Origin of the sequence: Salegentibacter sp. BDJ18 (genome assembly GCF_017579965.1) — a bacterium.
GTDB lineage: Bacteria > Bacteroidota > Bacteroidia > Flavobacteriales > Flavobacteriaceae > Salegentibacter.
The window spans coordinates 298,104-320,473 of record NZ_JAFLQX010000002.1 but is presented as its reverse complement, the minus strand read 5'-3'; the positions used below and the strand labels follow the sequence as shown (position 1 = coordinate 320,473).

The 22,370-nt window shown below is 36.9% G+C and carries 18 protein-coding genes and 1 pseudogene; 13 read left to right on the top strand and 6 right to left on the bottom strand.

The window, feature by feature from the left end:
• Positions 1-223 precede the first annotated feature (223 nt).
• Positions 224-3,085: a triple tyrosine motif-containing protein gene (locus J0871_RS02095; RefSeq protein ID WP_208223039.1), complete on the top strand. Its 2,862-nt coding sequence runs from the start codon at positions 224-226 to the stop codon at positions 3,083-3,085.
• Positions 3,086-3,642: 557 nt separating this feature from the next.
• Here the strand turns inward: J0871_RS02095 and J0871_RS02090 are convergent.
• The 6 genes and pseudogenes from J0871_RS02090 to J0871_RS02065 form a co-directional block, all read right to left on the bottom strand.
• The gene (locus J0871_RS02090) at positions 3,643-4,011 is read right to left on the bottom strand and encodes a hypothetical protein (protein ID WP_208223038.1); all 369 of its coding nucleotides are present in this window, start codon (positions 4,009-4,011) and stop codon (positions 3,643-3,645) included.
• A complete protein-coding gene (locus tag J0871_RS02085) occupies positions 3,989-4,138 on the bottom strand; it encodes a hypothetical protein (RefSeq protein WP_208223037.1) in 150 nt (49 codons plus the stop codon). Before J0871_RS02085 ends, J0871_RS02090 begins: the two co-directional genes overlap by 23 nt.
• A gap of 5 nt (positions 4,139-4,143) precedes the next feature.
• Positions 4,144-4,434, bottom strand: coding sequence for a helix-turn-helix domain-containing protein (locus tag J0871_RS02080; RefSeq protein ID WP_243870365.1), 291 nt, complete (start codon positions 4,432-4,434; stop codon positions 4,144-4,146).
• Positions 4,435-5,117: 683 nt separating this feature from the next.
• Positions 5,118-5,522 (bottom strand): annotated as a pseudogene (locus J0871_RS02075) (JAB domain-containing protein).
• 39 nt (positions 5,523-5,561) lie between these two features.
• A complete protein-coding gene (locus J0871_RS02070; RefSeq protein ID WP_208223035.1) occupies positions 5,562-5,909 on the bottom strand; it encodes a single-stranded DNA-binding protein in 348 nt (115 codons plus the stop codon).
• Between the two features lie 675 nt (positions 5,910-6,584).
• Positions 6,585-7,610: a LacI family DNA-binding transcriptional regulator gene (locus tag J0871_RS02065; protein ID WP_208223034.1), complete on the bottom strand. Its 1,026-nt coding sequence runs from the start codon at positions 7,608-7,610 to the stop codon at positions 6,585-6,587.
• Between the two features lie 186 nt (positions 7,611-7,796).
• On the opposite strand from J0871_RS02065, the gene kduI reads away from it, so the two are divergent.
• The 12 genes from kduI (at position 7,797) to J0871_RS02005 (ending at position 22,369) form a co-directional block, all read left to right on the top strand.
• Positions 7,797-8,633: a 5-dehydro-4-deoxy-D-glucuronate isomerase gene (kduI, locus tag J0871_RS02060; RefSeq protein WP_208223032.1), complete on the top strand. Its 837-nt coding sequence runs from the start codon at positions 7,797-7,799 to the stop codon at positions 8,631-8,633.
• A gap of 6 nt (positions 8,634-8,639) precedes the next feature.
• Positions 8,640-9,407 carry an SDR family NAD(P)-dependent oxidoreductase gene (locus J0871_RS02055; protein ID WP_208223030.1) on the top strand — a complete coding sequence of 256 codons (768 nt, stop codon included), beginning with the start codon at positions 8,640-8,642 and terminating at the stop codon, positions 9,405-9,407.
• Positions 9,408-9,449: 42 nt separating this feature from the next.
• Positions 9,450-10,823: a DUF1080 domain-containing protein gene (locus tag J0871_RS02050; protein WP_208223029.1), complete on the top strand. Its 1,374-nt coding sequence runs from the start codon at positions 9,450-9,452 to the stop codon at positions 10,821-10,823.
• Between the two features lie 2 nt (positions 10,824-10,825).
• Positions 10,826-12,166 (top strand): Gfo/Idh/MocA family oxidoreductase, encoded by a 1,341-nt coding sequence (locus J0871_RS02045; RefSeq protein ID WP_208223028.1) that lies wholly within the window; start codon positions 10,826-10,828, stop codon positions 12,164-12,166.
• A 10-nt stretch (positions 12,167-12,176) separates the two neighbouring features.
• Positions 12,177-13,379: a Gfo/Idh/MocA family oxidoreductase gene (locus J0871_RS02040; RefSeq protein WP_208223027.1), complete on the top strand. Its 1,203-nt coding sequence runs from the start codon at positions 12,177-12,179 to the stop codon at positions 13,377-13,379.
• A 9-nt stretch (positions 13,380-13,388) separates the two neighbouring features.
• Positions 13,389-14,792 carry a glucuronate isomerase gene (uxaC, locus tag J0871_RS02035; RefSeq protein ID WP_208223026.1) on the top strand — a complete coding sequence of 468 codons (1,404 nt, stop codon included), beginning with the start codon at positions 13,389-13,391 and terminating at the stop codon, positions 14,790-14,792.
• A complete protein-coding gene (locus tag J0871_RS02030) occupies positions 14,792-15,817 on the top strand; it encodes a sugar kinase (RefSeq protein ID WP_208223025.1) in 1,026 nt (341 codons plus the stop codon). The genes uxaC and J0871_RS02030 overlap by 1 nt, the downstream gene beginning before the upstream one ends.
• A 14-nt stretch (positions 15,818-15,831) precedes the next feature.
• On the top strand, positions 15,832-16,503 hold the full coding sequence (locus tag J0871_RS02025) for a bifunctional 4-hydroxy-2-oxoglutarate aldolase/2-dehydro-3-deoxy-phosphogluconate aldolase (protein WP_208223024.1): 672 nt from the start codon (positions 15,832-15,834) through the stop codon (positions 16,501-16,503).
• A complete protein-coding gene (locus tag J0871_RS02020; RefSeq protein WP_208223023.1) occupies positions 16,500-17,495 on the top strand; it encodes a TRAP transporter substrate-binding protein in 996 nt (331 codons plus the stop codon). Before J0871_RS02025 ends, J0871_RS02020 begins: the two co-directional genes overlap by 4 nt.
• Positions 17,496-17,500: 5 nt before the next feature.
• Positions 17,501-17,968: a TRAP transporter small permease gene (locus tag J0871_RS02015; protein ID WP_208223021.1), complete on the top strand. Its 468-nt coding sequence runs from the start codon at positions 17,501-17,503 to the stop codon at positions 17,966-17,968.
• Complete coding sequence (locus J0871_RS02010) at positions 17,965-19,254, top strand: TRAP transporter large permease subunit (RefSeq protein WP_208223020.1); 1,290 nt, start codon at positions 17,965-17,967, stop codon at positions 19,252-19,254. Before J0871_RS02015 ends, J0871_RS02010 begins: the two co-directional genes overlap by 4 nt.
• Before the next feature lie 121 nt (positions 19,255-19,375).
• Positions 19,376-22,369 (top strand): TonB-dependent receptor, encoded by a 2,994-nt coding sequence (locus J0871_RS02005; protein ID WP_208223019.1) that lies wholly within the window; start codon positions 19,376-19,378, stop codon positions 22,367-22,369.
• The last annotated feature ends 1 nt before the right edge of the window (position 22,370 follow it).

Below are 22,370 nucleotides of genomic sequence, written 5' to 3'. Positions count from 1 at the left end.
GTAATGGACTAAATTAGAATTTGATAAGGCTTTATTATAAAGAAAGGCTACATTTGAATTACATCAATTTCTTAAATACTCTACGCCAATACTACTTCATTATTAATTAACCTCTATAAATCAGTTATTTAAATCGATAACAAATATTTAACAAAAGCTTAAAAATATGTACATTTACCATCTCTCATTTTTTATCAAGTATTGAGTCTTTTAAATTGCATATATGTGTAGGTTATTATATCTATTGATTTTTTTAATTAGTATTTCTACTTATCCTCAGGAGAGTTTGACTATCCTCAACAAACCTAAAATCACTCATTTTTCTCGAAGTGACTTTAAAGCTGACACTCAATTCTGGACCATGACAGAGGATAATGATGGCATTAAATATTTTGGTAACAACGATGGGGTCCTGATCTTTGACGGTGAACAATGGAAGAGGGTGATTCTCCCCAATCATTCGTCAGTAAGAAGCTTAATGACTACTTCTGATGGACAAGTGTTAGCAGGAGGTTACAACGAATTGGGTTTTATTGAAAAGGATAGTACAGGTAATTATCATTTTCGATCTAAGGTTCAGGAACTAAAACTGGATGATCAGAAACTTGAAAATCTCTGGCAGGTTCATGAATTTAAGAATAGGGTTATATACCGCTCCTTCAATGAACTAATTGTGATTGCAGAGAAAACGGCTACTCATATTTCTTCAAATCAGTCATTTACACATTCCGATGTTGTTCGAAACACATTTATAGTACAGGATGCCGGGCAGGGGATTTTTAGCTTTGACCCGGAAAATATGCAGCTTTTAAAACTCTTTAGCGAGGGAGATATACAGGGAAAAGAGATTGTGAGTTTTTTACCACACGAGCAAATAAATGAAATTTTATGTGTAGCCAAAGACGGAACTATTTTTAAGGGGAATCTTAAAAACGGTCAAGTGGAAATTTGGAGTAATGCCTTCAAAGATACAAGGCAGGACCAGATTATTTCTGCAATTTATCATCAGGGAAGTTATTTATTAGGTACGCTTGCCTCTAAATTAATCAGCGTAAACAAAAAAGGCGAGATAGAAAATAATGCGATTCGATATAGCGAAATGTCAGATTCCTCTATTTTGGGATTGTACCAAACCGGTGAAAATGTTTGGGCTTTACTCAATAATGGGTTAGATTTTATTGAGTTTTCATCGCCAGTTTCCAAAATTTTCTCGCAGGCATCAGTTTATGATATTTTGATACGTGACGAGAAAATAACACTGGCCACAAACAAAGGAGTTTACCAAATGACTCTTTCGGAAACTAATAATTCCGAGTTTAAAAATATCAGCGGTCTGGAAGGGCAGGCGTGGCAAATTCAGGAAGTTCATAATAGTATTTTAGTTAGTCATGACCGTGGTTTGTTTGAGCTTATGCCAGATGGGCCAAAAAAAATAGGAAACGTAAATGGATTTTGGAAAGTTTCAGCTATACCGGGAGAACCAAATAAATATCTTGCTGCTAATTATAACGGGGTATATCCACTTATATATGAAAATGAAACTTGGATTTTGGAAGATAAAGTTTCCGGTTTTAATGAATCATCAAGGGATCTGTTGCCTGCTATCGAACCTAATACATATTGGGTTTGTCACGGTTATAAGGGAGTGTACCGAATTAAATTCAATGAAGATTATACAAGGGTATATGGGTTAGACCAGTATACGAATCAAAATGGGCTGATTTCACCATTCAATGTAAATGTGACAAATTGGGAAGACAATGTTGTTTTTACTACAAATACCGGGATTTATAAATTTAATCGGGAGGACAACCAGTTTGTGCCCTATAAGCCATTAAACAAGATACTGGATACTACCCGTAATACAAGGACTATCCAAATTGCTGACAAGAATGTTTTTGTAGTGCAGGATGATGAGATTGGATATTATAATAAGGAAAAGGAGAAACCTGAGATAAACTCCAAATTATTTTTAAACCTTAAAGGTAGTTTAAACCGTGGAATGGAAAGTATTTATCCACTATCGGACACTACTGTTTTAGTAGGTGCCACCACGGGACTTTATCATTACAATTTACCCAATAGTGCACCTAAAAAAACTGTACAGACAGAAATTACAAAAATTTCCTATACTGAAAATCAGGAAGCAAAACTAGTAGGGCTTAGTGGAGAGGATAATATTTTACCGGTAAAAACAGAACTTCTTAGGTTTGAATTCTCAACCCCTAACATGCCTGCTTCTTCTGAAGTAGAATATCAATATTATCTAGAAGGGATTGAACAGCAAAAATCCCCCTGGATTTCACAATCTTTTAAAGAATACACTCATCTTCCTCCGGGCTCTTACACTTTTAATGTGAAAAGTCGTAATTTATTAGGACTAGAAGGCGATTGGGCCAGCATTTCTTTTGAGATTCCCCCGGTATGGTATCGAACTCGGGTTGCATACCTTTTTTATATTATTGGATTTTTTTGTCTGATCATACTGCTGTTTTTTCTTATTAAACGAAAAATCGAAAGCGAGCGTTTACGTTCAAAATCGGCTTCAGAAAAAGCCCAGCGATTATTAAAACTTGAAATAGAACAATTAAAGTTAAAACAAGATAAGGAACGAATTAGGCGAGATAAAATGATGCTTCAAGAGGATGTTCTTTATAAAAGTAAAGAACTTGCCAATTATACGATGATGCTAGTGAAGAAGAAAGAGGTTTTTACCGATACTTTTGAAAATTTACAAGAATTTAAACGGGGTCTGAAAACACAAACTGCCAGAAGAAGGCTTCAAAAAGTTTTGAACAATCTTAACCAGCACCGAATTGGGGAAGAATATATGAAGGTGTTTGATGTGAATTTTGAGAAAGTACATCATAATTTTTTTGAAAAACTAAAAGAAATTTATCCGGGCATAACACAAAGGGATTTGCGATTATGTGCATTTGTAAAAATGAATCTTACCAATAAAGAAATAGCACCATTACTCAATATTTCGGTTAGAGGGGTAGAAACCGCCCGGTATAGAATTAGAAAAAAATTAAACGTGGATGATGCTAATTTTGCTATTTTCTTAGATAACTTGAACTCATGAAGGTAAACACTAGATTTCTTTTACTAAGTCGATAATAAGATCAGACTTTCATTTACTAATATTTAGAAGATGTATGAGTTGAATTCGATTTGCTACTGTTCAGTTTCCTATGGTCTTTTGATATTAACCTGGAATTCAAATACTCCAAAAAATGGACTAGTTAGAAACAAGTAGGGCACAAGCTATAACCTAGCTTTGATCCGGTTCTGTCCCAAAGAGAAACAAAGGCGCTATCGCGCTTAAACAAATCAAACTTTGGCCAATAAAACTTATTACTTTTAATTTTTTCCATAAACCTTTCTTTTATGTTTTCAGTTTTTGTCGTTTTTTAAAAAGAAAAAGGGGTAAAATAGTATCAATTAACTGGAATCGGTAGCCTCCTTCTACAAACACAATATTGTTCGGCTTATCATTGTAGTCTAAGCATACTTCCATGGCTTTTTTGTTGGGTATTAACGCCCCGTAATTCTTTTGGACCTCTAGCAGCTTATGCTTTAGGGCAGAGTTTTTAAGCCTGGAAGCCGTAGCCGGTGAGATTCGAAAAATATTACCAATGCCTAACACAGAAAGGGAGCAGGTGCTTCTCTATAATTAAAGTGAGGGGATAGAAAATGATAGGTACTGCCTTTTATCTGTACGCTTTTCTTTCTCCTTACTTTTCTCCAGAAATCTTTATGTAGATATCCATAAATAATTGCTCCTGTAATTGCCTTAATGTTTCTATAGGAATCAAAATCCACCGGAAAGGAATTTCTTGCTTCCCAATTGTTCTCTTCTCGTAACCTTTCAAAGGATTTAATGATATAATAGCCTGTTCTTGCATTGTATCGCAGCCATCCCTTTTTCAGCAAAAAGTGTACATACTTCAAAGTAGTTTTCCGGGAACTGATCTCCTCGGTGAGTTCAAGAAATAAGAGTTCCCCCATCATCCAGTTTTGCCTTTCCGCATTTATAGAGCAGCTTCAAGGATAAAAAGAATTGCAGCTTTTTAGCATAGCCTTTTTGCTGTGCATCAATAAATAGCTGAATGGGAACTGAAATCTCCGGAGTCATCTTACTTAAGAGTTAGCATCTTTCCTATTTTTTCGGTGACGATTTATAAATGCCTGGATATCCTTGAGACTGTAGTAGATCTTTCCTTTCACCTGTGCGTATTCAATCAGCCCTTCTTCCCGCCAGGTTTGAGCTGTTTTCGTACTTATTTTAAATAGCTGGATAAAATCAGCATTATCCAGAAGGATGAGACAGGGATCTTTAATCTGCCTGATCCTGAATTCCCTAGTGAGCTGTTCTATTTTAGCTTCCAGGGAATGCATACTGACCATAAATGGATGGATGCTTTCTTTCATAATTTCATTAGTTTATGATCTGTTATTATTTTAAAAATCACCATTACTTAATTTTTTTACCTTCTGGCAGCTTTCTTTTTTCAGAAAATTGTTCTAGGAGGCAAAAATTTTATAAAAGCTTAGCTTAACCAACAAGTGGTTAATCCGGTAAAAAACCCAAAAACGTTTTTATTATTTATATGCTTATGTCTTCGAAGTCAAACAAAAAATGGACACCCGGCTGAACCGTCTAAATTTTTTGGCTACTGAAGTCTTGATCTTAAGAGTCTCGAACTTTTCTTTTTTATATTCTTCATCCATTTTTTTAGTAAAATTTCTACCATTTTTCAATGGATTTCAAGAGTTTTTAGTAATAAAACAACTTCTTTTTAATTTTCACCCTTGAATAAAATTATTTAAATATCTAATAAACAGTTATTTGTATTTTAAAAGGTAATTCCTAACGTGGCTCTGCCCGTTACCCTCTTGCTCTACCTTTTCGTCCCGCAGGGACAAAAATTTCAACTATTAAATTGAATTTAATAGCGCTTTAATTAATGAGAAACTGAATCCCATTTTTTATGATTGGAAAAGAAATTTTTTGAAATTAACTGTAGGAAATTGGAAGAATAATTGAGAATTCTGTAAAATGAAAAACGGGATTATGAAAATTATATCCCGTTTTAGAAACTAATTATTTCCTGTTATAAAATGCCTTCATCGGCAAAGCTGAAGTAATCCCCATCGGGAGTTAGTATTAAATGATCCAGTACCTTAATATCAAAAAGTTCCCCTGCTTTTTTGATCTTTTCCGTTAAGAGTTTATCGGGTTGGCTGGGTTGCAGCGTTCCCGAGGGATGGTTATGGGCTAAAATTATAGAAGTAGAAACGGACTTTAGGACTACTGCGAATACGATTCTTATATCTACTAAAGTTCCGGTGATGCCTCCCGTAGAGAGCGTGCAAATACCTTTTACCTTATTAGAATTATTAAGGAGCAGCATTTTAAAACTTTCAAAAAGTTCAATATTTTGTTTATCCTAATGCTCAAATAGAAGGTTAGCAGCATCACGGGAAGAAGATATTTTTGGAAGTAATTTTGTTTTAATACTTCCGCTGTAACTTGATGACGCCCTCTTTGCTTTTAATTAATTATTATCCTGTTTTGAGCTGCTCAATAAAAGGATCTCATTTACCAGAATTTCGGTGATGTACTGTTTTTCTCCAGCTTCATTGTTATAAGAGCGATAGGTTAATTTGCCTTTAATAGCAATTTCCTTTCCCTTAGAGATATACTTACTGGCAAGTTCTGCCTGTTTACTCCAGGCTACAAGCTGATGCCATTGTGTTTTCTGGATTTTTTCTCCATCTTTAAAAAATTGTTCATTGGTAGCCAGAGAGAATCGACAAACCAACATCTCATTTTCAAACCTGTGAGATTTAGGATCTTCCCCTACGTTTCCAATTAATTGCACTGTGTTTCTAAGCGTTTTCATAACTAAAAGATTTAAAGGTTTATAATTGATTTTAAAAGATTTACTTATTGTATCCTGAGCGTTTTTCTTTTTTGATATTTTTAATTTCGCTTCCTTTTTGTGGATTTTATATGATTTCATTTTTTCCGTTATTCGATTTACTTCCCGTAGCGCCTTCACTGTTACCTTTTTTTGATGCTGATACACTTTCAAGATTTAGAATTAGGGAGGACTTATAAAAAGGGAGCGCAGGGACCGGCTTTATGCAGTCTGGACTAACTTCTAAATCTTGGTATTTTGCATTACAGAAAAAGGTAGTGGCAGTGAAGGCCGGGAATACATCAAATAGGGAAATGGAAGAGTAAGGAAGGAGCAGGAAGCGGAATTAAATTAATTATGAAATCCAATCTGAGAACTTAAGTGGAAAACCAGAACCGAGAATGAAGCATTATCGCCTTTTTGCGGAAGAAGCGAATTGGAAGGTGGCGGTTTTCTACTTGTGTCCGTTCGTGATTGAACGAAGTTCTTTTCCCTGGAGGTACGGAAGGGGAATATACTGGGTGGATTACTAAGGATTCAAATATTTGATATTTTGATAATTCTCAAGTTATAATCTTACATCATTACACATTTAACTTTAAACTCAAGTTTAGAAAGAATCCAAAAAAGTTCAACAATAAAAATCTTAAAAATGTTTTATCTCTGTTTTTGGCTGGATAACCTTTCTATTAAGGTAGGTTGCAATTCAATAGTTTTGAATTCTTGAGGTTTAAGATTCTTTGAATTTATATTTTCAATGAGTAGTTCACAGGCTTTTTTTCCCATCTCAAAACCAAATTGATCTACGGTGGTTAAGGATGGTTCAACTACTTCTGAAAGAGGATCATTACTAAAACCAACAAATGCAATATCTTCAGGAACTTTTTTGCCAATTGTTGTTAAAAATTTTATAGCTCCAACCGCTGCTGCATCATTTGCAGAAAAAACGCCATCAATACCATTATTATTTTTCATTAATATCTTCATACTGTCATACCCAAAATTTTTAAGGAGGCTAGATTCATGTACCAGAATGGGATCAAACTTCATGTTGTTGTCTTCAAGGGCAAGTTTATAACCCTTTAAACGATTTTTGTAGAGCTCAAGAGTTTGAGGTCCAGAGAAATGTGCGATTTTTTTACATCCTTTTTTTATCAGATGTTCAGTTGCCTGATATGCCCCTTGGAAATCACCTGTAAGAACTTTATTACTGTTAGGAATATCGCTACAATGACGGTCAAAAAAAACCAAAGGCATATTTAAATTTTGTAGCTTTTTTAAATGGTCACATTCTTGGGTTTCCCAGGAGATAGATATTAAAACACCATCAACTCGATTTGATACAAAATTATCAATTATTTTTTTTTCCCGTTCGAGCTGTTCAAGAGATTGGGAAATAATAACATTATATCCGTGAGAAAAAGCTGCTTCTTCAATCCCCGCAATTGTGGTAGAAAAAAAATATCTTGAAATTCTGGGAACAACTACTCCAATGGTATTACTCTTTTTATTTCTTAAGTTAGAGGCTAATAAGTTGGCGCTATAGCCCAGTTCTTTTGCTTTATCTAAAACTTTTACTTTTGTTTTCTTTGATACACGAGGGCTATCATTTAAAGCTCGGGAAACAGTAGAGCTATCAATACCCAAGGATTTAGCAATTTCATATATGGTTGTTTTTTTCATCTAAAAACCTTTAAGTGCAAATATCTACTTTTTATTAATATTTTTAATTAACATTTAGGAAGAAGGTAGTGTTAATTAAAAATTAATTTTCAAATTACAATCGATTGTATTTTTTTTATTATATTTGAATATTATGATATAGAAGGTATTCTGTATTAATTTTTAAAATGATAAAAAAATTTAAATATGACCAATTCAGAATTCAGATTTGCACATCACCCAGACGATGTGAAAAAGTATACCACAGAAGAGCTACGGGAACATTTTTTAATCCCTGAATTATTTAAAAAAGATGAGATCAATCTCACTTATACTATGTATGACCGTTATATTGCGGGAGGTGCTTTTCCAGTAAGTAAAAAGATAAAACTAGATACAATAGACGACCTTAAGGCTGATTACTTTCTGGAACGCCGTGAACTGGGAGTGATCAATGTAGGAGGAAAAGGAAAAGTGACCGTAGATGGTGAAGTTTATGAACTGGGGCACAAAGAAGCTCTTTACGTAGGCCGTGGAAATAAAGAAGTTTTCTTTGAGGCAGCCGACGGGGAGCAACCTTATTTCTATTTAAACTCTGCCCCGGCACACAAGGAATATCCTTCAAAGAAAGTTACCCTGGCCGAAGCTGAGGTGGTGGAACTTGGCGATAGTAAAACTTCCAATAAGCGAAGAATCAATAAATTATTGGTGAATAGTATCGTAGACACCTGCCAGTTGCAAATGGGGATGACTGAGCTTAAAGAAGGAAGTGTATGGAATACCATGCCACCCCATACGCACACCCGTAGAATGGAAGTGTACTTCTACTTCAATTTGGAAGAAGGACAAACCATCAGTCATTTTATGGGACAACCGCACGAGACCCGTCACATTTTTATGAAGAATCATCAGGCGATAATTTCTCCAGAATGGTCTATTCACGCAGGAGCAGGAACTTCTAACTATACTTTTATTTGGGGAATGGCCGGGGAAAACCTGGATTATGGAGATATGGATAAAGTGACTCCTGAAGAATTAAAATAAGGCGAGATGATAGAAGAATTATTTAGTTTAAAAGGAAAAACAGCTTTAGTAACAGGTTGTAAGCGCGGAATTGGATTTGCAATGGCGGAGGCTTTGGCTGAAGCAGGCGCAGATATTTTAGGAGTTTCGGCTTCCTTAGATCCGGAAGGTTCTAAAATAGAGAAACGAATTAAAGAAATAGGTAGAAGTTTTAAAGGCTACCAGTGTGATTTTTCTGATAGAAAATCTCTCTACAAGTTTATTGAAAAAGTCAAATCAGAGAATAGTCAGATTGATATTTTAGTAAATAATGCAGGGACGATTATGCGAAAACCCGCTGCAGAACATCCCGATGAATATTGGGATAAGGTGATAGAAGTTAATCAAAATGCACAGTTTATCCTTACCCGGGAAATCGGAAAAGAAATGTTAAAGCGTGGAAGTGGAAAGGTGATTTTTACCGCATCATTACTAACATTTCAGGGCGGTATTACTGTGCCTGGCTATGCGGCTTCAAAAGGCGCTATTGGTCAGCTAACAAAAGCTTTTGCCAACGAATGGGCCTCAAAAGGTATTCAGGTAAATGCTATAGCACCCGGATATATTGCTACAGATAATACTCAGGCTTTAAGAGAAGATGAAGATCGTAGCGAATCTATACTTTCCCGCATTCCTGCCGGACGTTGGGGAAAGCCAGAAGATTTTAAAGGGCCAACGCTCTTACTGGCTTCAGCCGCTGGAAATTATATGAACGGATCGGTTATGTTAGTTGATGGTGGCTGGATGGGAAGGTAAACGCTATTAAAAAGTTTATTAATTAATTAAATATAAGTCTTCATGTACAAAAATATTATACAATTTTTATTTTCAATCTTCCTAATTTTTCTAATCGTTTCCTGCGGGGAGCATACAGATGATAATGAGACACCATGGACTCAATTATTTAACGAAAAAAATCTGGATGGATGGACTAAAAAAGGTGGTGATGCCGAATACCGGGTTGAAAATTCAGCAGTAATTGGTACTACCCAACATAACACGCCCAATACTTTTCTTGCCACCAATAAAGATTATGAAGATTTTATTCTGGAGCTGGATTTTAAAGTCCATCCCAGTATGAATTCCGGGATTCAAATTAGAAGCAATAGTTTAGGCAATTATATGGATGGCCGGGTGCATGGGTATCAGGTAGAAATTGATCCCTCAGACCGTGCATGGAGCGGTGGAATTTATGATGAAGCGCGCCGTGGCTGGTTGGTAGACTTAGGCAAAAATTCTAAAGCTCAGCAGGCTTTTAAACAAAACGAATGGAATACCTATAGAATTGAGGCCATTGGCGACACTATTAAAACCTGGATAAACGGGGTTCCCGCTTCGCATTTAATAGATGATAAAACTTCAGAAGGGTTTATCGCCCTACAGGTACACAGTATTGGTGAAGATGCAGAAGCAGGTACCGAAATAATGTGGAAAAATATTAAAATTCTTACCGAAGATTTAGAGAAATATAGCAAAGAAACTCCTCTGGAACCTGTAAAAACTAAAAACAGTTTAACTACAGCTGAAAAAGATAACGGCTGGGAAATGTTATGGGATGGTGAAACCACCGAAGGTTGGCGTGGTGCACGTTTAGATGAATTTCCGGAAGAAGGATGGAAAATAGAAGATGGAGTACTTACAGTGTTTGCAAGCGGTGGCGGAGAATCTGAAGCCGGTGGTGATATCGTTACCAAAGAACTTTATGGCGATTTTGAATTAAAAGTTGATTTTAAAATTACCGAAGGTGCCAACTCGGGCATTAAATATTTTGTAGATACCGATCTCAATAAAGGTCCCGGTTCTTCAATAGGTTTGGAATACCAGATTCTTGACGATGAACGTCATCCTGATGCCAAATTGGGTAACCACGAGGGAAGCAGAACAATGGCTTCTTTATATGATTTAATTCAAGCCGATCCGGATAAACCGGTTAATCCAATAGGAGAATGGAACACCGCCCGTATTGTTTCAAAAGATAATAAAGTAGAACATTGGTTAAATGGCGAGAAAGTGCTGGAATATGAACGAAAAAGTGAAGAGTACCGCCAGCTGGTTTCTGAAAGCAAGTATGTAGACTGGCCAAATTTTGGAGAAGCCGAGGAGGGTCATATTCTGCTTCAGGATCATGGTAATAAAGTGAGTTTTAAAAACATTAAGATCAAAGCAGAATAAATATGAATTCAAGAAGAGATTTTATAAAAAAAACAGCTTTAGGCGGAACTGCTCTTGCAGTTGGAAGTTCGGCAATGGCAATGAGCGCTAAAAGCTATCGCAAAATTATAGGTTCTAACGATAGGATTAATGTAGCTATAGCAGGCTTGGGAAGAAGGTTAGGTGCTTATTTTGATCCCATTGCGCGCAAGGAGTCCAATGTAGAACTTCTGTATTTATGCGACGTGATGGAAAGTCAGCGGGTAAATGCATTAGAGCGCTTTTCAGAACATATAGATTACAAACCAAAACTTGAAAACGATATTCGTAAGGTTTTTGAAGATAAAAAAGTAGATGCCATTATTAACGCTACACCAGATCATTGGCACACTCCGGGCTCTATTATGGCGATGAAAGCTGGGAAGCATGTGTATGTTGAAAAACCTTCCAGCCATAATATGTTTGAAAATGAACTGCTGGTAGAAGCTACTAAGAAATATGGAAAAGTGGTGCAAATGGGGAATCAGCAACGCTCTTCAAATCATACGATTGAAATTATAAAGGATATTCACGACGGGGCGATTGGTGAAGTTTATAAAGCAGTGGCATTTTATACTAATGCACGTGGTGAAGTTCCAAATCAGAAAAAAGCACCTGTTCCGCAGGGATTAGATTGGGATTTATGGCAGGGACCGGCACCAAGAAGAGAATACACCGAAGAGACCTGGGATTATAACTGGCACTGGTATGGTTATAATTATGGTACAGCCGAATCCGGGAATAACGGAACCCACGAAATGGATGTAGCACGTTGGGCATTACAGGTTGGAATCCCGCTACGCACCGATGTACAATCAGGAAAACGACATTTTAAAGATGACGGCTGGGAAATGTACGATACCATGGAGGCTACTTTTAAGTTTGCAGACAATAAGGTTATTCAGTGGGATGGTAAAAGCCGAAATGCCTACGATACCTACGGTGGTGGCCGCGGCACCATAATTTATGGCACTGATGGTGGCGTATTTGTAGACCGTGAGAAATATATACTTACCAACAGAAATGGAGAAGTAATTAAAGAATACAATTCAGCATCTGATGAAGCCGGGACAGCTTTAGGGGGTGGAGGAGATATGTCTACAGCGCATATGCTTAATTTCTTAGATGGAATACGCGGCACAGCTAAACTAAATGCGCCCATAGATGATGCAAATATAAGTATGACCATGGTTCATTACACCAATATTGCCGATCAATTGGGTAGAGGCTTTGATATAGACGATAAAACAGGAAGAATTTTTGACAGGGATGCCATGAAACTTTGGGGTCGTGAATATGCCCCGGGATGGGAACTAAAGGTTTAAAGTTTTGAGTATGAACAGAAGAAGTTTTGTATTAAAAGGGAGTGCTGGAGCTATTGCTTCATTAGTTTCGTTATCTTCATTTAGTAATATCTCATTTTCTAAAAATGATATTGTTAACATTGGTGTGATTGGAACAGGTAATCGTGGATCAGGATTAATCCCCCTCATTGATAAAATTCCAAACCTAAGACTCTCTGGTTGTTGCGATATTCTTCCGTTTAGATTGAAAAGTGGATTGAACGAAGCTGAGAATAAGGTAATTGGTTATAGCGATTACAGGAAATTGTTAGATGATAGTGATATCGATGCCGTTATTATAGCCACACCGTTTAGTACTCACTCATCAATAGCAATAGATGCTCTTGATGCCGGGAAACATGTGTATGGAGAAAAAACCCTGGCAAAAGGATATGAGGAAATTAAGGCGCTTTATAAACGGACGTGTCAGAGTTCTAAAATTTTTCAAACTGGTCATCAATATCATAGTTCGCGATTATATACCCATGTGGTAGATCTGATTAAAAAAGGGAAAATAGGTAATATAACAGCTTTTGAGTGCCAATGGAACCGGTATGGAGATTGGAGAAGAGAGGTGCCAAGTGAGGAGCTGGAGCGTCTTGTAAACTGGAGAATGTACAAAGAATATTCTGGAGGTTTGGTAGCCGAATTGTGCTCTCATCAAATTGATTTCGTAAACTGGGTATTGGAAGCTTCTCCCAACCAGGTAATGGGTACTGGGGGTATAGATTATTGGAAAGATGGTCGTGAAACATATGATAATATTCATCTCATATATAGCTATCCGAATGGCGTAGAGGCTAAATTTACTTGTTTAACTAGTAATGCTTATAATAACTATCAGATTAAAGTAATGGGGGATAAAGGAACTATTATCTTGGATTTCCAAAGAGCCTGGTTTTATCCCCTAGAGAATAACGACTTAAAAGAATTTGGTAATGTTGATGGAGTTTCTGGAGCAACAGTCCAATGGGAAGAAGGAAAAGGAATTCCAATAACTATTCCTCATACTGAACCATCAGAACAGGCTTTAGTAGATTTTGCTGAAAATATTTTAAATAACCGTAACCCTAGTTCAGATATTGTAACTGGCTCAAAAACTGCAATCGCAGTTCAGATGGGCTTAGATACTTTGAATTCTGGAAAAGTAGTGAAATGGAATAAGGATTTCGATAAATATTCATCATCTAATTAATAATTTTATATGATTTCAAAAGAATACATTAAAGACAATTTTCTCCTGGATAATAAATATGCAGAAGAGCTTTATACAAATTATGCTTCAAAGCAGCCAATTATAGATTATCACTGCCATTTGCCGCCCAAAGAAATCGCGGAAGACAGGGTGTATGAAAATATAACCCAGGTATGGATTGCCGGAGACCATTACAAATGGCGAGCAATGAGAACTCTTGGGATAGATGAGAAATATATTACAGGCGATGCTTCTGATAAGGAAAAATTTATGGCCTGGGCCAAAACTGTTCCCCACACCTTAAGAAATCCTTTATACCATTGGACGCATTTAGAGTTGAAACGATACTTCGGAATAGATGAATTGTTAAATGAAGACTCTGCCGAGCGAATTTATGAAGAAGTAAACAAGCAATTGCAACAGCCCAAAAACTCATGTCGCGGACTTTTAAAGCAAATGAATGTTGAAACTGTTTGTACTACTGAAGACCCTATAGATACTTTAAAGTATCACCAACAGTTAGCAGAAAGTGATTTTGAAATAAAGGTGAGTACGGCATTTCGTCCTGATAAATCTATACTTATTGATGCCGATGGATATAACGATTACCTTGATAAACTGGGCCAGGTAGCTGAAATTTCAATAGATTCTTATGAAGATCTAAGAAATGCACTTAGAAAACGTATTGAACATTTTGATGAAAATGGATGTAAATTATGTGACCACGGTTTGAATTTCATTTCTTCAGAGCGTTTTACTGAAAAGGAAGTAAACCAAATTTTCAGTAAAAAGCGGGAAGGTGAAGATATTTCTGAATTAGAAGCCGAAAAATTCAAAAGTGCAATTTTATTGTTCCTGGGGGAAACCTATCACGAGTTTGGTTGGGTGCAACAGTTCCACTTAGGTGCTTTACGTAATAACAACAAAAGAATGCTACGCCAGCTTGGCCCGGATACCGGCTGGGATTCTATTGGTGATTATAAGCAGGCCGAAAATCTATCTGCATTCCTTGATACCCTGGATGGAAAAGATAAATTGACAAAAACTATTCTGTACAATCTAAACCCTGCAGATAATGAAATTTTCGCCACAATGATAGGAAATTTCAACGATGGTAGCATAAAAGGTAAAGTACAACTTGGCTCTGGTTGGTGGTTTTTAGACCAAAAGGATGGAATTATTAAGCAACTTAATGCGCTTTCAAATATGGGAATGGTAAGTTGTTTTATAGGAATGCTTACAGATTCCAGAAGTTTTCTTTCTTACCCGAGACACGAATATTTTAGAAGGGTGGTTTGTAATTTATTTGGTCAGGAAATGGCAAGCGGAGAATTACCGGGTGATATCGAGCTTGTTGGTAAAACAGTAGCCGATATTAGTTATCATAATGCTAAAGAATATTTCAATTTTTAATGGGAGGATCAGCCGAAAATAAAGGGAAGGTAGTAACGTTTGGGGAAGTGCTGATGCGTTTATCTCCCTCGGGCAATAGAAAATTGCAACAATCTAACAGTCTGGATTTTTTCTTTGGTGGTACTGAACTCAATGTAGCAGAATCTCTTTCTTATTTTGGATTGAACGTAAGCCATGTTTCCAATGTATCCAATGATGTGGTTGGTGATGCAGCTTTGGCTTTTATCCGTCAGTTTGGAATTGATGTTTCTTCGATAAATAAAGTAGAGCATCCCTTAGGCCTTTATTTTTTAGAAGTTGGGGCAGCAATGCGGGCAAGCCAAATTGCCTATAACCGTTTACATGCCGCATTTGCCAATATCACTCCTGAGGATGTAGATTGGGCGAACATTTTTAAAGATGCCGCTTATTTTCATTGGACGGGCATTACTCCCGGTATTTCGCAAAGTGCCTATGAAACTTTAAAAGCTGGACTTAAGGAAGCAAAAAGACAAGGCGTTATCGTTACGGCAGATCCCGCATATCGCAGTAACCTTTGGAAGTACGGAAGAGAAGGCCGCGAAGTTCTTGCAGAACTTACCGGGCTTTCTAATATTTTTATTGGTGGCGTAAACGAGATCAATGAAATTCTAAAAACCGATTTTGAATTTAACGAAGAAGGCTTTATCAGCGCAAGTAAGAAGCTAATGCAAACGTATCCTTCAATCGATAAGGTTTTCGATAAGGTTCGTACGGGTCTTAGTGCATCCTGGCAGAAAATCTATGGGCAGGCCTGGACGGGCACCCAATACCTTACTACGGGGGAACTGGAAATTACGGATGTTGTAGATAGAATTGGTACAGGAGATGCTTATGCTGCCGGAATTTTATATGGTTTGCAACATTTTGATGATCAAAAAACACTGGAGTTTGCCAATGCGGCCTGTGCACTCAAACATACTATTTTAGGCGATGCGAACCTGGTTAGTGTAGAAGAAGTAATGGAAGTTACCCGTGGAAATACCGGCGGAAGAATAAAAAGATAATATTCAGAAAAAATATGGCAAAATATACAAGAATAGATACAGTACAGGTGATGAAAGAAACGGGTATTGTCCCCGTTTTCTATCATAAGAACCTGGAGGTTTGTAAAGAAGTGATAAAAGCTTGTTATGATGGTGGCGCCCGTGTTTTTGAATTCACCAACCGGGGCGATTTCGCGCACGAGGTTTTTGGAGAATTAAATAAATATGTTTCTCAGGAATTGGACGGGATGATCCTTGGGGTAGGCTCAGTAATCGATGCAGGAACTACTTCTTTATACCTTCAGCTGGGGGCTAATTTTATAGTATCTCCAATTGTGCACGTAGAAATGGCCAGAACCTGTAACCGTAGAAAAGTAGCCTGGATGCCGGGTTGCGGCAGCGTTACCGAAATATCTTTCGCCCAGGAATTGGGTGCAGAAGTAGTAAAAATCTTTCCCGGCGCTCAAGTTGGCGGCCCTTCGTTTGTAAAAGCTGTTAAAGGTCCATTGCCCTGGAGTAGCATTATGCCCACGGGTGGGGTTAGTCCTTCTAAGGAAAATTTAAAAGAGTGGTTCGACTCCGGAGTGCATTGTGTGGGAATAGGATCAAAATTATTTCAACAGCATACTGATGGAACTTTTGATTATACAGAAATAACCAACAAGGTAAAGTCGGCTCTGGAAATCATTAAAAAACTGAAAGCATGAGAAATTTACAATTTTTTCGTGCTTTAAAAACTAGTTTCTGTTTTGTACTGATTTTCAGTCTTAGCGGATGTGATGCAATAAAGCGTGATGTTACTGTTATCAAACTTGGACACGGCCTGGATACTTCACATCCCGTCCATGAAGCCATGCTTTATATGGGGGAACGTGTTAAAGAAAAATCTAACGGTAGTATAGAAATTGATATTTATCCAAATCAACAACTTGGCTCAGAGCGGGAATCTTTAGAACTTTTGCAAATTGGCAGCCTGGGAATGACGAAGGTTTCCACTGGAGTTTTGGAAAATTTTGTTCCCAGTTTAAAGGTTTTTGGACTGCCATTTCTATTTAGGGATCGAGAACATCGTTTTGAAGTTTTAGAAAGTGAATTAGGTGAAAAACTTCTTAATGATGGTTTAGGGAAACGTTTAAAGGGTTTAACCTTTTATGACGCAGGAAGTAGAAGTTTCTATGGTAAAGAACCTATGGAAAGCCCTGAAGACCTGGAAGGGCTTAAATTGCGGGTTATGGAGAGTAATACGGCAATGAATATGGTTAAAATGCTTGGCGGATCACCAACTCCAATTTCGTGGGGCGAACTGTATACCGCCTTGCAACAAGGAATTGTGGATGGAGCCGAAAACAATCTGCCCAGTTTTTATTTATCCCGACATTACGAAGTGTGTAAATATTATATGGTTGATGAGCATACCGCACTTCCGGACGAGTTGCTTATTAGTACTATGGTTTGGGATAAGCTTTCGGAAGAAGAACAAATATGGCTAAAAGAAGCTGCTATGGAATCTTCGGAATATGAAAAGAAATTATGGCGGGAAGCCGAATTAGAAGCTTTGGAAGAAATTCAAAAAGCAGGGGTAAAAGTAACTTATCCTGATAAGGAAAATTTCAGAGAGATGGTTCAGCCTATGTATGAAGAATTTTCAAAAGATCCGGAAATGAAAAAAATTATTGACGCCATACAGGCAGTAAAGTAAAAATTATGAAACTTATTCTAGATAAAATCCTAGGCTCGCTGCTGGTGTTTTTAATGGCAGGGATGGTAACCGCGGTTTCCTGGCAGGTATTTTCCAGGTATATATTGCAGGCTTCCAGTTCGTTTACTGAAGAGATTGCTCGGTATTTATTAATATGGATTGGAATTTTAGGTGCTGCGTATATCGCTGGGCAACAACAACACCTTTCCATAGATATTTTAGCGCCTAAGCTAAGTGAGAAAAACCGGATAAAACTCCGAATGGGGATTAATCTGCTTATTATCCTTTTTTGTCTTTTAGTGCTTGTAATTGGAGGTAGTAACCTGGTGTATTTAAATTATTTACTGGGGCAAACATCTGCGGCACTTAATATTCCATTAGGAGCAGTATATACTGTTATTCCTATAAGTGGCGTGCTGGTAATTATTTACAAGGTAAATGAACTACTAAACCCTAAACAGTATTTAGTATGATGTTAGAAGTATTAATACTGGTTATTTCTTTTATAATCCTACTAAGTATTGGAGTACCGGTAGCCTGGTCTATAGGTATATCTTGTGTACTAACTATGTTGGTTTCTATAGATTCTATGGCAGCCTATACCACGGTAGCCCAAAGAATGGCAACGGGATTAGATAGTTTCTCCCTATTGGCAATTCCCTTTTTTATTCTCGCGGGACAAATCATGAATCAGGGTGGTATCGCAACAAAACTCATAGATTTTGCCAAAGCTCTAATTGGTTCACTGCCTGGTGGCTTGATCTATGTAAATGTAATTGCAGCAATGCTTTTTGGTGCGATTTCAGGTTCTGCTGTGGCTGCTACTTCAGCAATTGGTGGAATTTTGGGACCAAGAATGGAAAAAGAAAATTATTCCAAAGAATTTGGTGCAGCTATTAACGTTACGGCATCTACTACCGGTTTGGTAATTCCGCCTTCCAATGTACTGATTGTATATTCTTTGGCAAGTGGAGGGGTTTCTATAGCTTCGCTTTTCCTTGCAGGTTATATTCCCGGTATTTTAATGGGATTGGCTCTTATGCTTACTGCTGCCTTTTGGATTAAAAAGAAGAAATATCCTGCAGGTGAAACCAGTAGTTTAAAAAGAATCTTATTTACTTTTTTAGATGCTTTCCCAAGTTTATTCTTGCTCATAGTAGTAATTGGAGGAATTGTTTCCGGAATATTTACAGCTACAGAAGCTTCAGCTATAGCTGTGCTGTATACTCTAATCCTTTCAGGAATTTATCGACAATTGAATTTAAAAAAGCTTTATAATATATTTCTCAGTTCAGTAGGAACAACAGCTATTGTAATGTTGCTAATTGCGACTTCTATGAGTATGTCCTGGGTGATGTCTTTTGAAAATATTCCTCAATCGGTTAGCGAGGTATTACTTGGTTTAAGCGATAATAAATTTGTGATTTTATTAATAATAAACCTGTTGCTATTATTTGTAGGAACTTTTATGGATATGACCCCTGCAATTCTAATTTTCACCCCAATATTCTTACCGGTAATGGAAAGTCTTGGTATAGATCCGGTACATTTTGGGATTATAATGGTAATGAATCTTTGTGTAGGCCTTTGTACCCCACCGGTTGGATCGGTTCTGTTTATTGGAGTTAGTGTAGCCAAAACATCAATTCAGAAAATTATAAAACCGTTAATGCCTCTTTATGTTGTAATGGCGATTGTCCTTTTACTAATCACTTTTATCCCGGCAATCAGTTTATGGTTACCGGCCTTATTTGAATAATTAAAAAAATAAAATATATATACAATCGATTGTATATATAATAATATTTTGTTACTATTGTTATTCTTAAACGTTTTCAATTAAGATTAAATAAATATCTAACCAGTTTAATTAACTAATTATGAAAAAAACATTATTTTTTTTGCTAATAATTCTCATTTACCAAGGTGGCATTTTTGCTCAGGGTAGTACAGCTTTAGTAAGGGGTACAGTCACAGATAATAGCGGGATGCCGATACCTGGAGTAAATGTTATTGAAAAAGGAACAGATAATGGTACAGTAACTAATTTTGACGGACAATTCTCAATAGACGTTCCTACAGATGCCTATCTTCAATTTAGTTTTATAGGATATGCCACGGTAGAATTTCCTGTCGATGGTAGGGCTAATCTTGATGTGGAAATGGCTCCTGATGCTTCCGCATTGAACGAAATAGTTGTTGTTGGATATGGAACTCAGAAAAAAAGTGATTTAACTGGATCAGTATCCTCAGTATCTACTGATGAGTTAAATCAATATCCTGCTATTGATGCTACTCAGGCATTACAGGGACGCGCCCCCGGTGTTTCGGTTACTTCGAGCAACGGAGAACCAGGAGCGGCTGCGCGAATTCGTATTAGAGGAGGTACCTCAATAAATGCTAGTAGTGATCCACTATATGTTGTAGATGGTTTTGCTGGAGCAACTCCTCCGCAACCTGGAGATATCGCTTCTATAGAAGTACTAAAGGATGCTTCTGCTACAGCTATTTATGGTTCTCGTGGTGCAAATGGTGTTGTTCTCGTTACCACAAAGAGAGGTAGTTCTGGAAAAACTCAAATTGAATTGAATACATCTTACTCCTTTCAGGAGGTTGGAAATCGATTGGATATGTTAAATGGAGAACAATTTGCAGAATATATTAACGAGGTTTATCAAAATGATGGTTCTTCTAATATTCCATTTGAAAATCCATCTTCATATGGTCAAGGAACTGATTGGCAAAATGAAATTTTTAGATCAGGTAAGTTGCAAAATTATCAGCTTTCGGCTTCAGGTGGAATGGAGAATATGCGCTTTTATACCTCACTGAATTATTTTGGTCAAGAAGGAGTTGTTATTAATTCGGAATATGAACGAATTTCAGGTCTTTTAAATCTTAGTTTTGATATTAATGAGAATATTCGAGCTGGTGCAAAGATGCTTGTAACTCGTACAGAGAGGGATGGAATCAGAACTCAAGAGTCTTCTGGCGGAACTGCAGATGCGGGAGTTATTGGCGCGGCCCTAAAATTTGAACCCACTCAGGGAATCTTTGATGAGAATGGTAATTATACTATTTCTCAGATTGGAGATCCACATGATAATCCAATAGCTGTTGCTCGTGAACGGGAAAATAATACAATAAATGATTTGTTTCAAGGAAATTCCTTCGTAGAAATTGATTTGTTAAATGATTTTCAATTCCGCACCTCACTGGGTGTTCAAATAAATAATAGTAGAAATGGTAACTATGTGCCAACTACCCTGGTAGCGGGTAGAAATACAGGAGGTAGTGGCTCCATAGCTTCTGGTAAATATACTAATGCAATAACAGAAAATTACTTAACATATAGTAAGGAATTTAATGAAATACATTCATTTAACTTAATGGGGGGGTATTCTTATCAGGCTTATCGGGCTGAATCTTGGACTGCATCTAATAGGCAATTTATTTCAGATGGATTTTCATTTTGGAATCTTGGAGGTGGTTCTAACTTCCAAAGCCCCTCCTCTGCTTTAAATGAATGGGCTTTATCCTCTTTTTATGGTAGGATTAATTATAGTTTGATGGATCGCTACCTTCTCACTTTTACAGGACGTAATGATGGCTCTTCGCGCTTTGGAGCGAATAACAAATGGGCTTTCTTTCCTTCTGGTGCCTTTGCTTGGAATATTGGTAGGGAATCTTTCATGGAAAACTGGGATGATTTGAGTCAATTCAAAATCAGAACAAGTTACGGTGTTACGGGTAACACAGAGATAGGATCATACCAATCATTGGCAAGATTTTCACCAACTCTAGCAGTTATTGGTGGAAACCAAGTTAATGCCGTTAGACCTACAGCTGTAGCAAACCAAAACCTTAGTTGGGAAAGTACTCAACAAACAAATATCGGTTTAGATATTGGCTTTTGGAATAATAGATTAAATTTTACTGCTGATTATTATTACAAACTTACCGAAGATCTTCTATATTCAGTTCCTCTTCCTCAATACTCGGGTTATTCTTCTTCGCTCCAAAATGTGGGAAGTCTTGAAAATAAGGGATGGGAGTTCGCACTGAACACAATAAACTGGGATGGAGATTTTTCTTGGAGAACAGATTTCAATATTTCTTTTAACAGAAATGAGATAATTAGTTTGCCTGGTGGAGAAATAAGATATAGTAATGTTCCAGCACATCTTTTAGGTCCAGAATCACAATTGCTGCGAGAGGGTGAAGTAGTTGGAGCTTTTTATGGTAGAATTTTCGACGGAATCTATCAAGAGGGTGATGATTTTAGCGCTGAACCCGATAAAGTTCCTGGAGATGTTAAGTTTGTAGATATAAATAATGATGGAACTGTAAATGGAGAAGATAGAACAATAATTGGAAATCCTCATCCTGATTTTGTATATGGGTTTAATAATGATTTTGCTTACAAAAATTTTGATCTAACAGTTTTTATTCAGGGTAGTGAGGGAAATGATATGATGAATTTTACTAGAATGGAATTGGACTGGATGGCAGGCAAAAGTAATGCAACCACAGATGCTTTAAATCGATGGACGCCGAACAATACCTCTACAGATATTCCACGAGCCAGCGGGAGTCATTCACCCCAGGTCTCCACTAGGTTCGTGGAGGACGGTAGTTATGTTCGTCTTAAAAATATAGTTCTTGGATATAATTTACCTGAATCTACTTCTGAAATGTTGAAAATTAATAATTTAAGATTATATGTGAGTGCTCAAAATGTTTTTACTATAACTGATTATACGGGATATGACCCTGAAGTTAGCTATCAAGATTCAAATAGAAACATTGGATTAGATTATGCAAGTTATCCCAATATCAAATCTATTACATGTGGACTTGATATTAGTTTTTGAT

What these genes read in the sequence shown, in the direction of transcription:
- kduI (WP_208223032.1), top strand. Translation starts at nt 7,797, where the DNA reads ATGACCAATTCAGAATTCAGATTTGCACATCACCCAGACGATGTGAAA.
- J0871_RS02045 (WP_208223028.1), top strand. Translation starts at nt 10,826, where the DNA reads ATGAATTCAAGAAGAGATTTTATAAAAAAAACAGCTTTAGGCGGAACT.
- J0871_RS02020 (WP_208223023.1), top strand. Translation starts at nt 16,500, where the DNA reads ATGAGAAATTTACAATTTTTTCGTGCTTTAAAAACTAGTTTCTGTTTT.
- J0871_RS02010 (WP_208223020.1), top strand. Translation starts at nt 17,965, where the DNA reads ATGATGTTAGAAGTATTAATACTGGTTATTTCTTTTATAATCCTACTA.
- uxaC (WP_208223026.1), top strand. Translation starts at nt 13,389, where the DNA reads ATGATTTCAAAAGAATACATTAAAGACAATTTTCTCCTGGATAATAAA.
- J0871_RS02070 (WP_208223035.1), bottom strand. Translation starts at nt 5,909, where the DNA reads ATGAAAACGCTTAGAAACACAGTGCAATTAATTGGAAACGTAGGGGAA.
- J0871_RS02030 (WP_208223025.1), top strand. Translation starts at nt 14,792, where the DNA reads ATGGGAGGATCAGCCGAAAATAAAGGGAAGGTAGTAACGTTTGGGGAA.
- J0871_RS02065 (WP_208223034.1), bottom strand. Translation starts at nt 7,610, where the DNA reads ATGAAAAAAACAACCATATATGAAATTGCTAAATCCTTGGGTATTGAT.
- J0871_RS02090 (WP_208223038.1), bottom strand. Translation starts at nt 4,011, where the DNA reads ATGGGGGAACTCTTATTTCTTGAACTCACCGAGGAGATCAGTTCCCGG.
- J0871_RS02055 (WP_208223030.1), top strand. Translation starts at nt 8,640, where the DNA reads ATGATAGAAGAATTATTTAGTTTAAAAGGAAAAACAGCTTTAGTAACA.
- J0871_RS02040 (WP_208223027.1), top strand. Translation starts at nt 12,177, where the DNA reads ATGAACAGAAGAAGTTTTGTATTAAAAGGGAGTGCTGGAGCTATTGCT.
- J0871_RS02080 (WP_243870365.1), bottom strand. Translation starts at nt 4,434, where the DNA reads ATGAAAGAAAGCATCCATCCATTTATGGTCAGTATGCATTCCCTGGAA.
- J0871_RS02005 (WP_208223019.1), top strand. Translation starts at nt 19,376, where the DNA reads ATGAAAAAAACATTATTTTTTTTGCTAATAATTCTCATTTACCAAGGT.
- J0871_RS02050 (WP_208223029.1), top strand. Translation starts at nt 9,450, where the DNA reads ATGTACAAAAATATTATACAATTTTTATTTTCAATCTTCCTAATTTTT.
- J0871_RS02025 (WP_208223024.1), top strand. Translation starts at nt 15,832, where the DNA reads ATGGCAAAATATACAAGAATAGATACAGTACAGGTGATGAAAGAAACG.
- J0871_RS02015 (WP_208223021.1), top strand. Translation starts at nt 17,501, where the DNA reads ATGAAACTTATTCTAGATAAAATCCTAGGCTCGCTGCTGGTGTTTTTA.
- J0871_RS02095 (WP_208223039.1), top strand. Translation starts at nt 224, where the DNA reads ATGTGTAGGTTATTATATCTATTGATTTTTTTAATTAGTATTTCTACT.
- J0871_RS02085 (WP_208223037.1), bottom strand. Translation starts at nt 4,138, where the DNA reads ATGACTCCGGAGATTTCAGTTCCCATTCAGCTATTTATTGATGCACAG.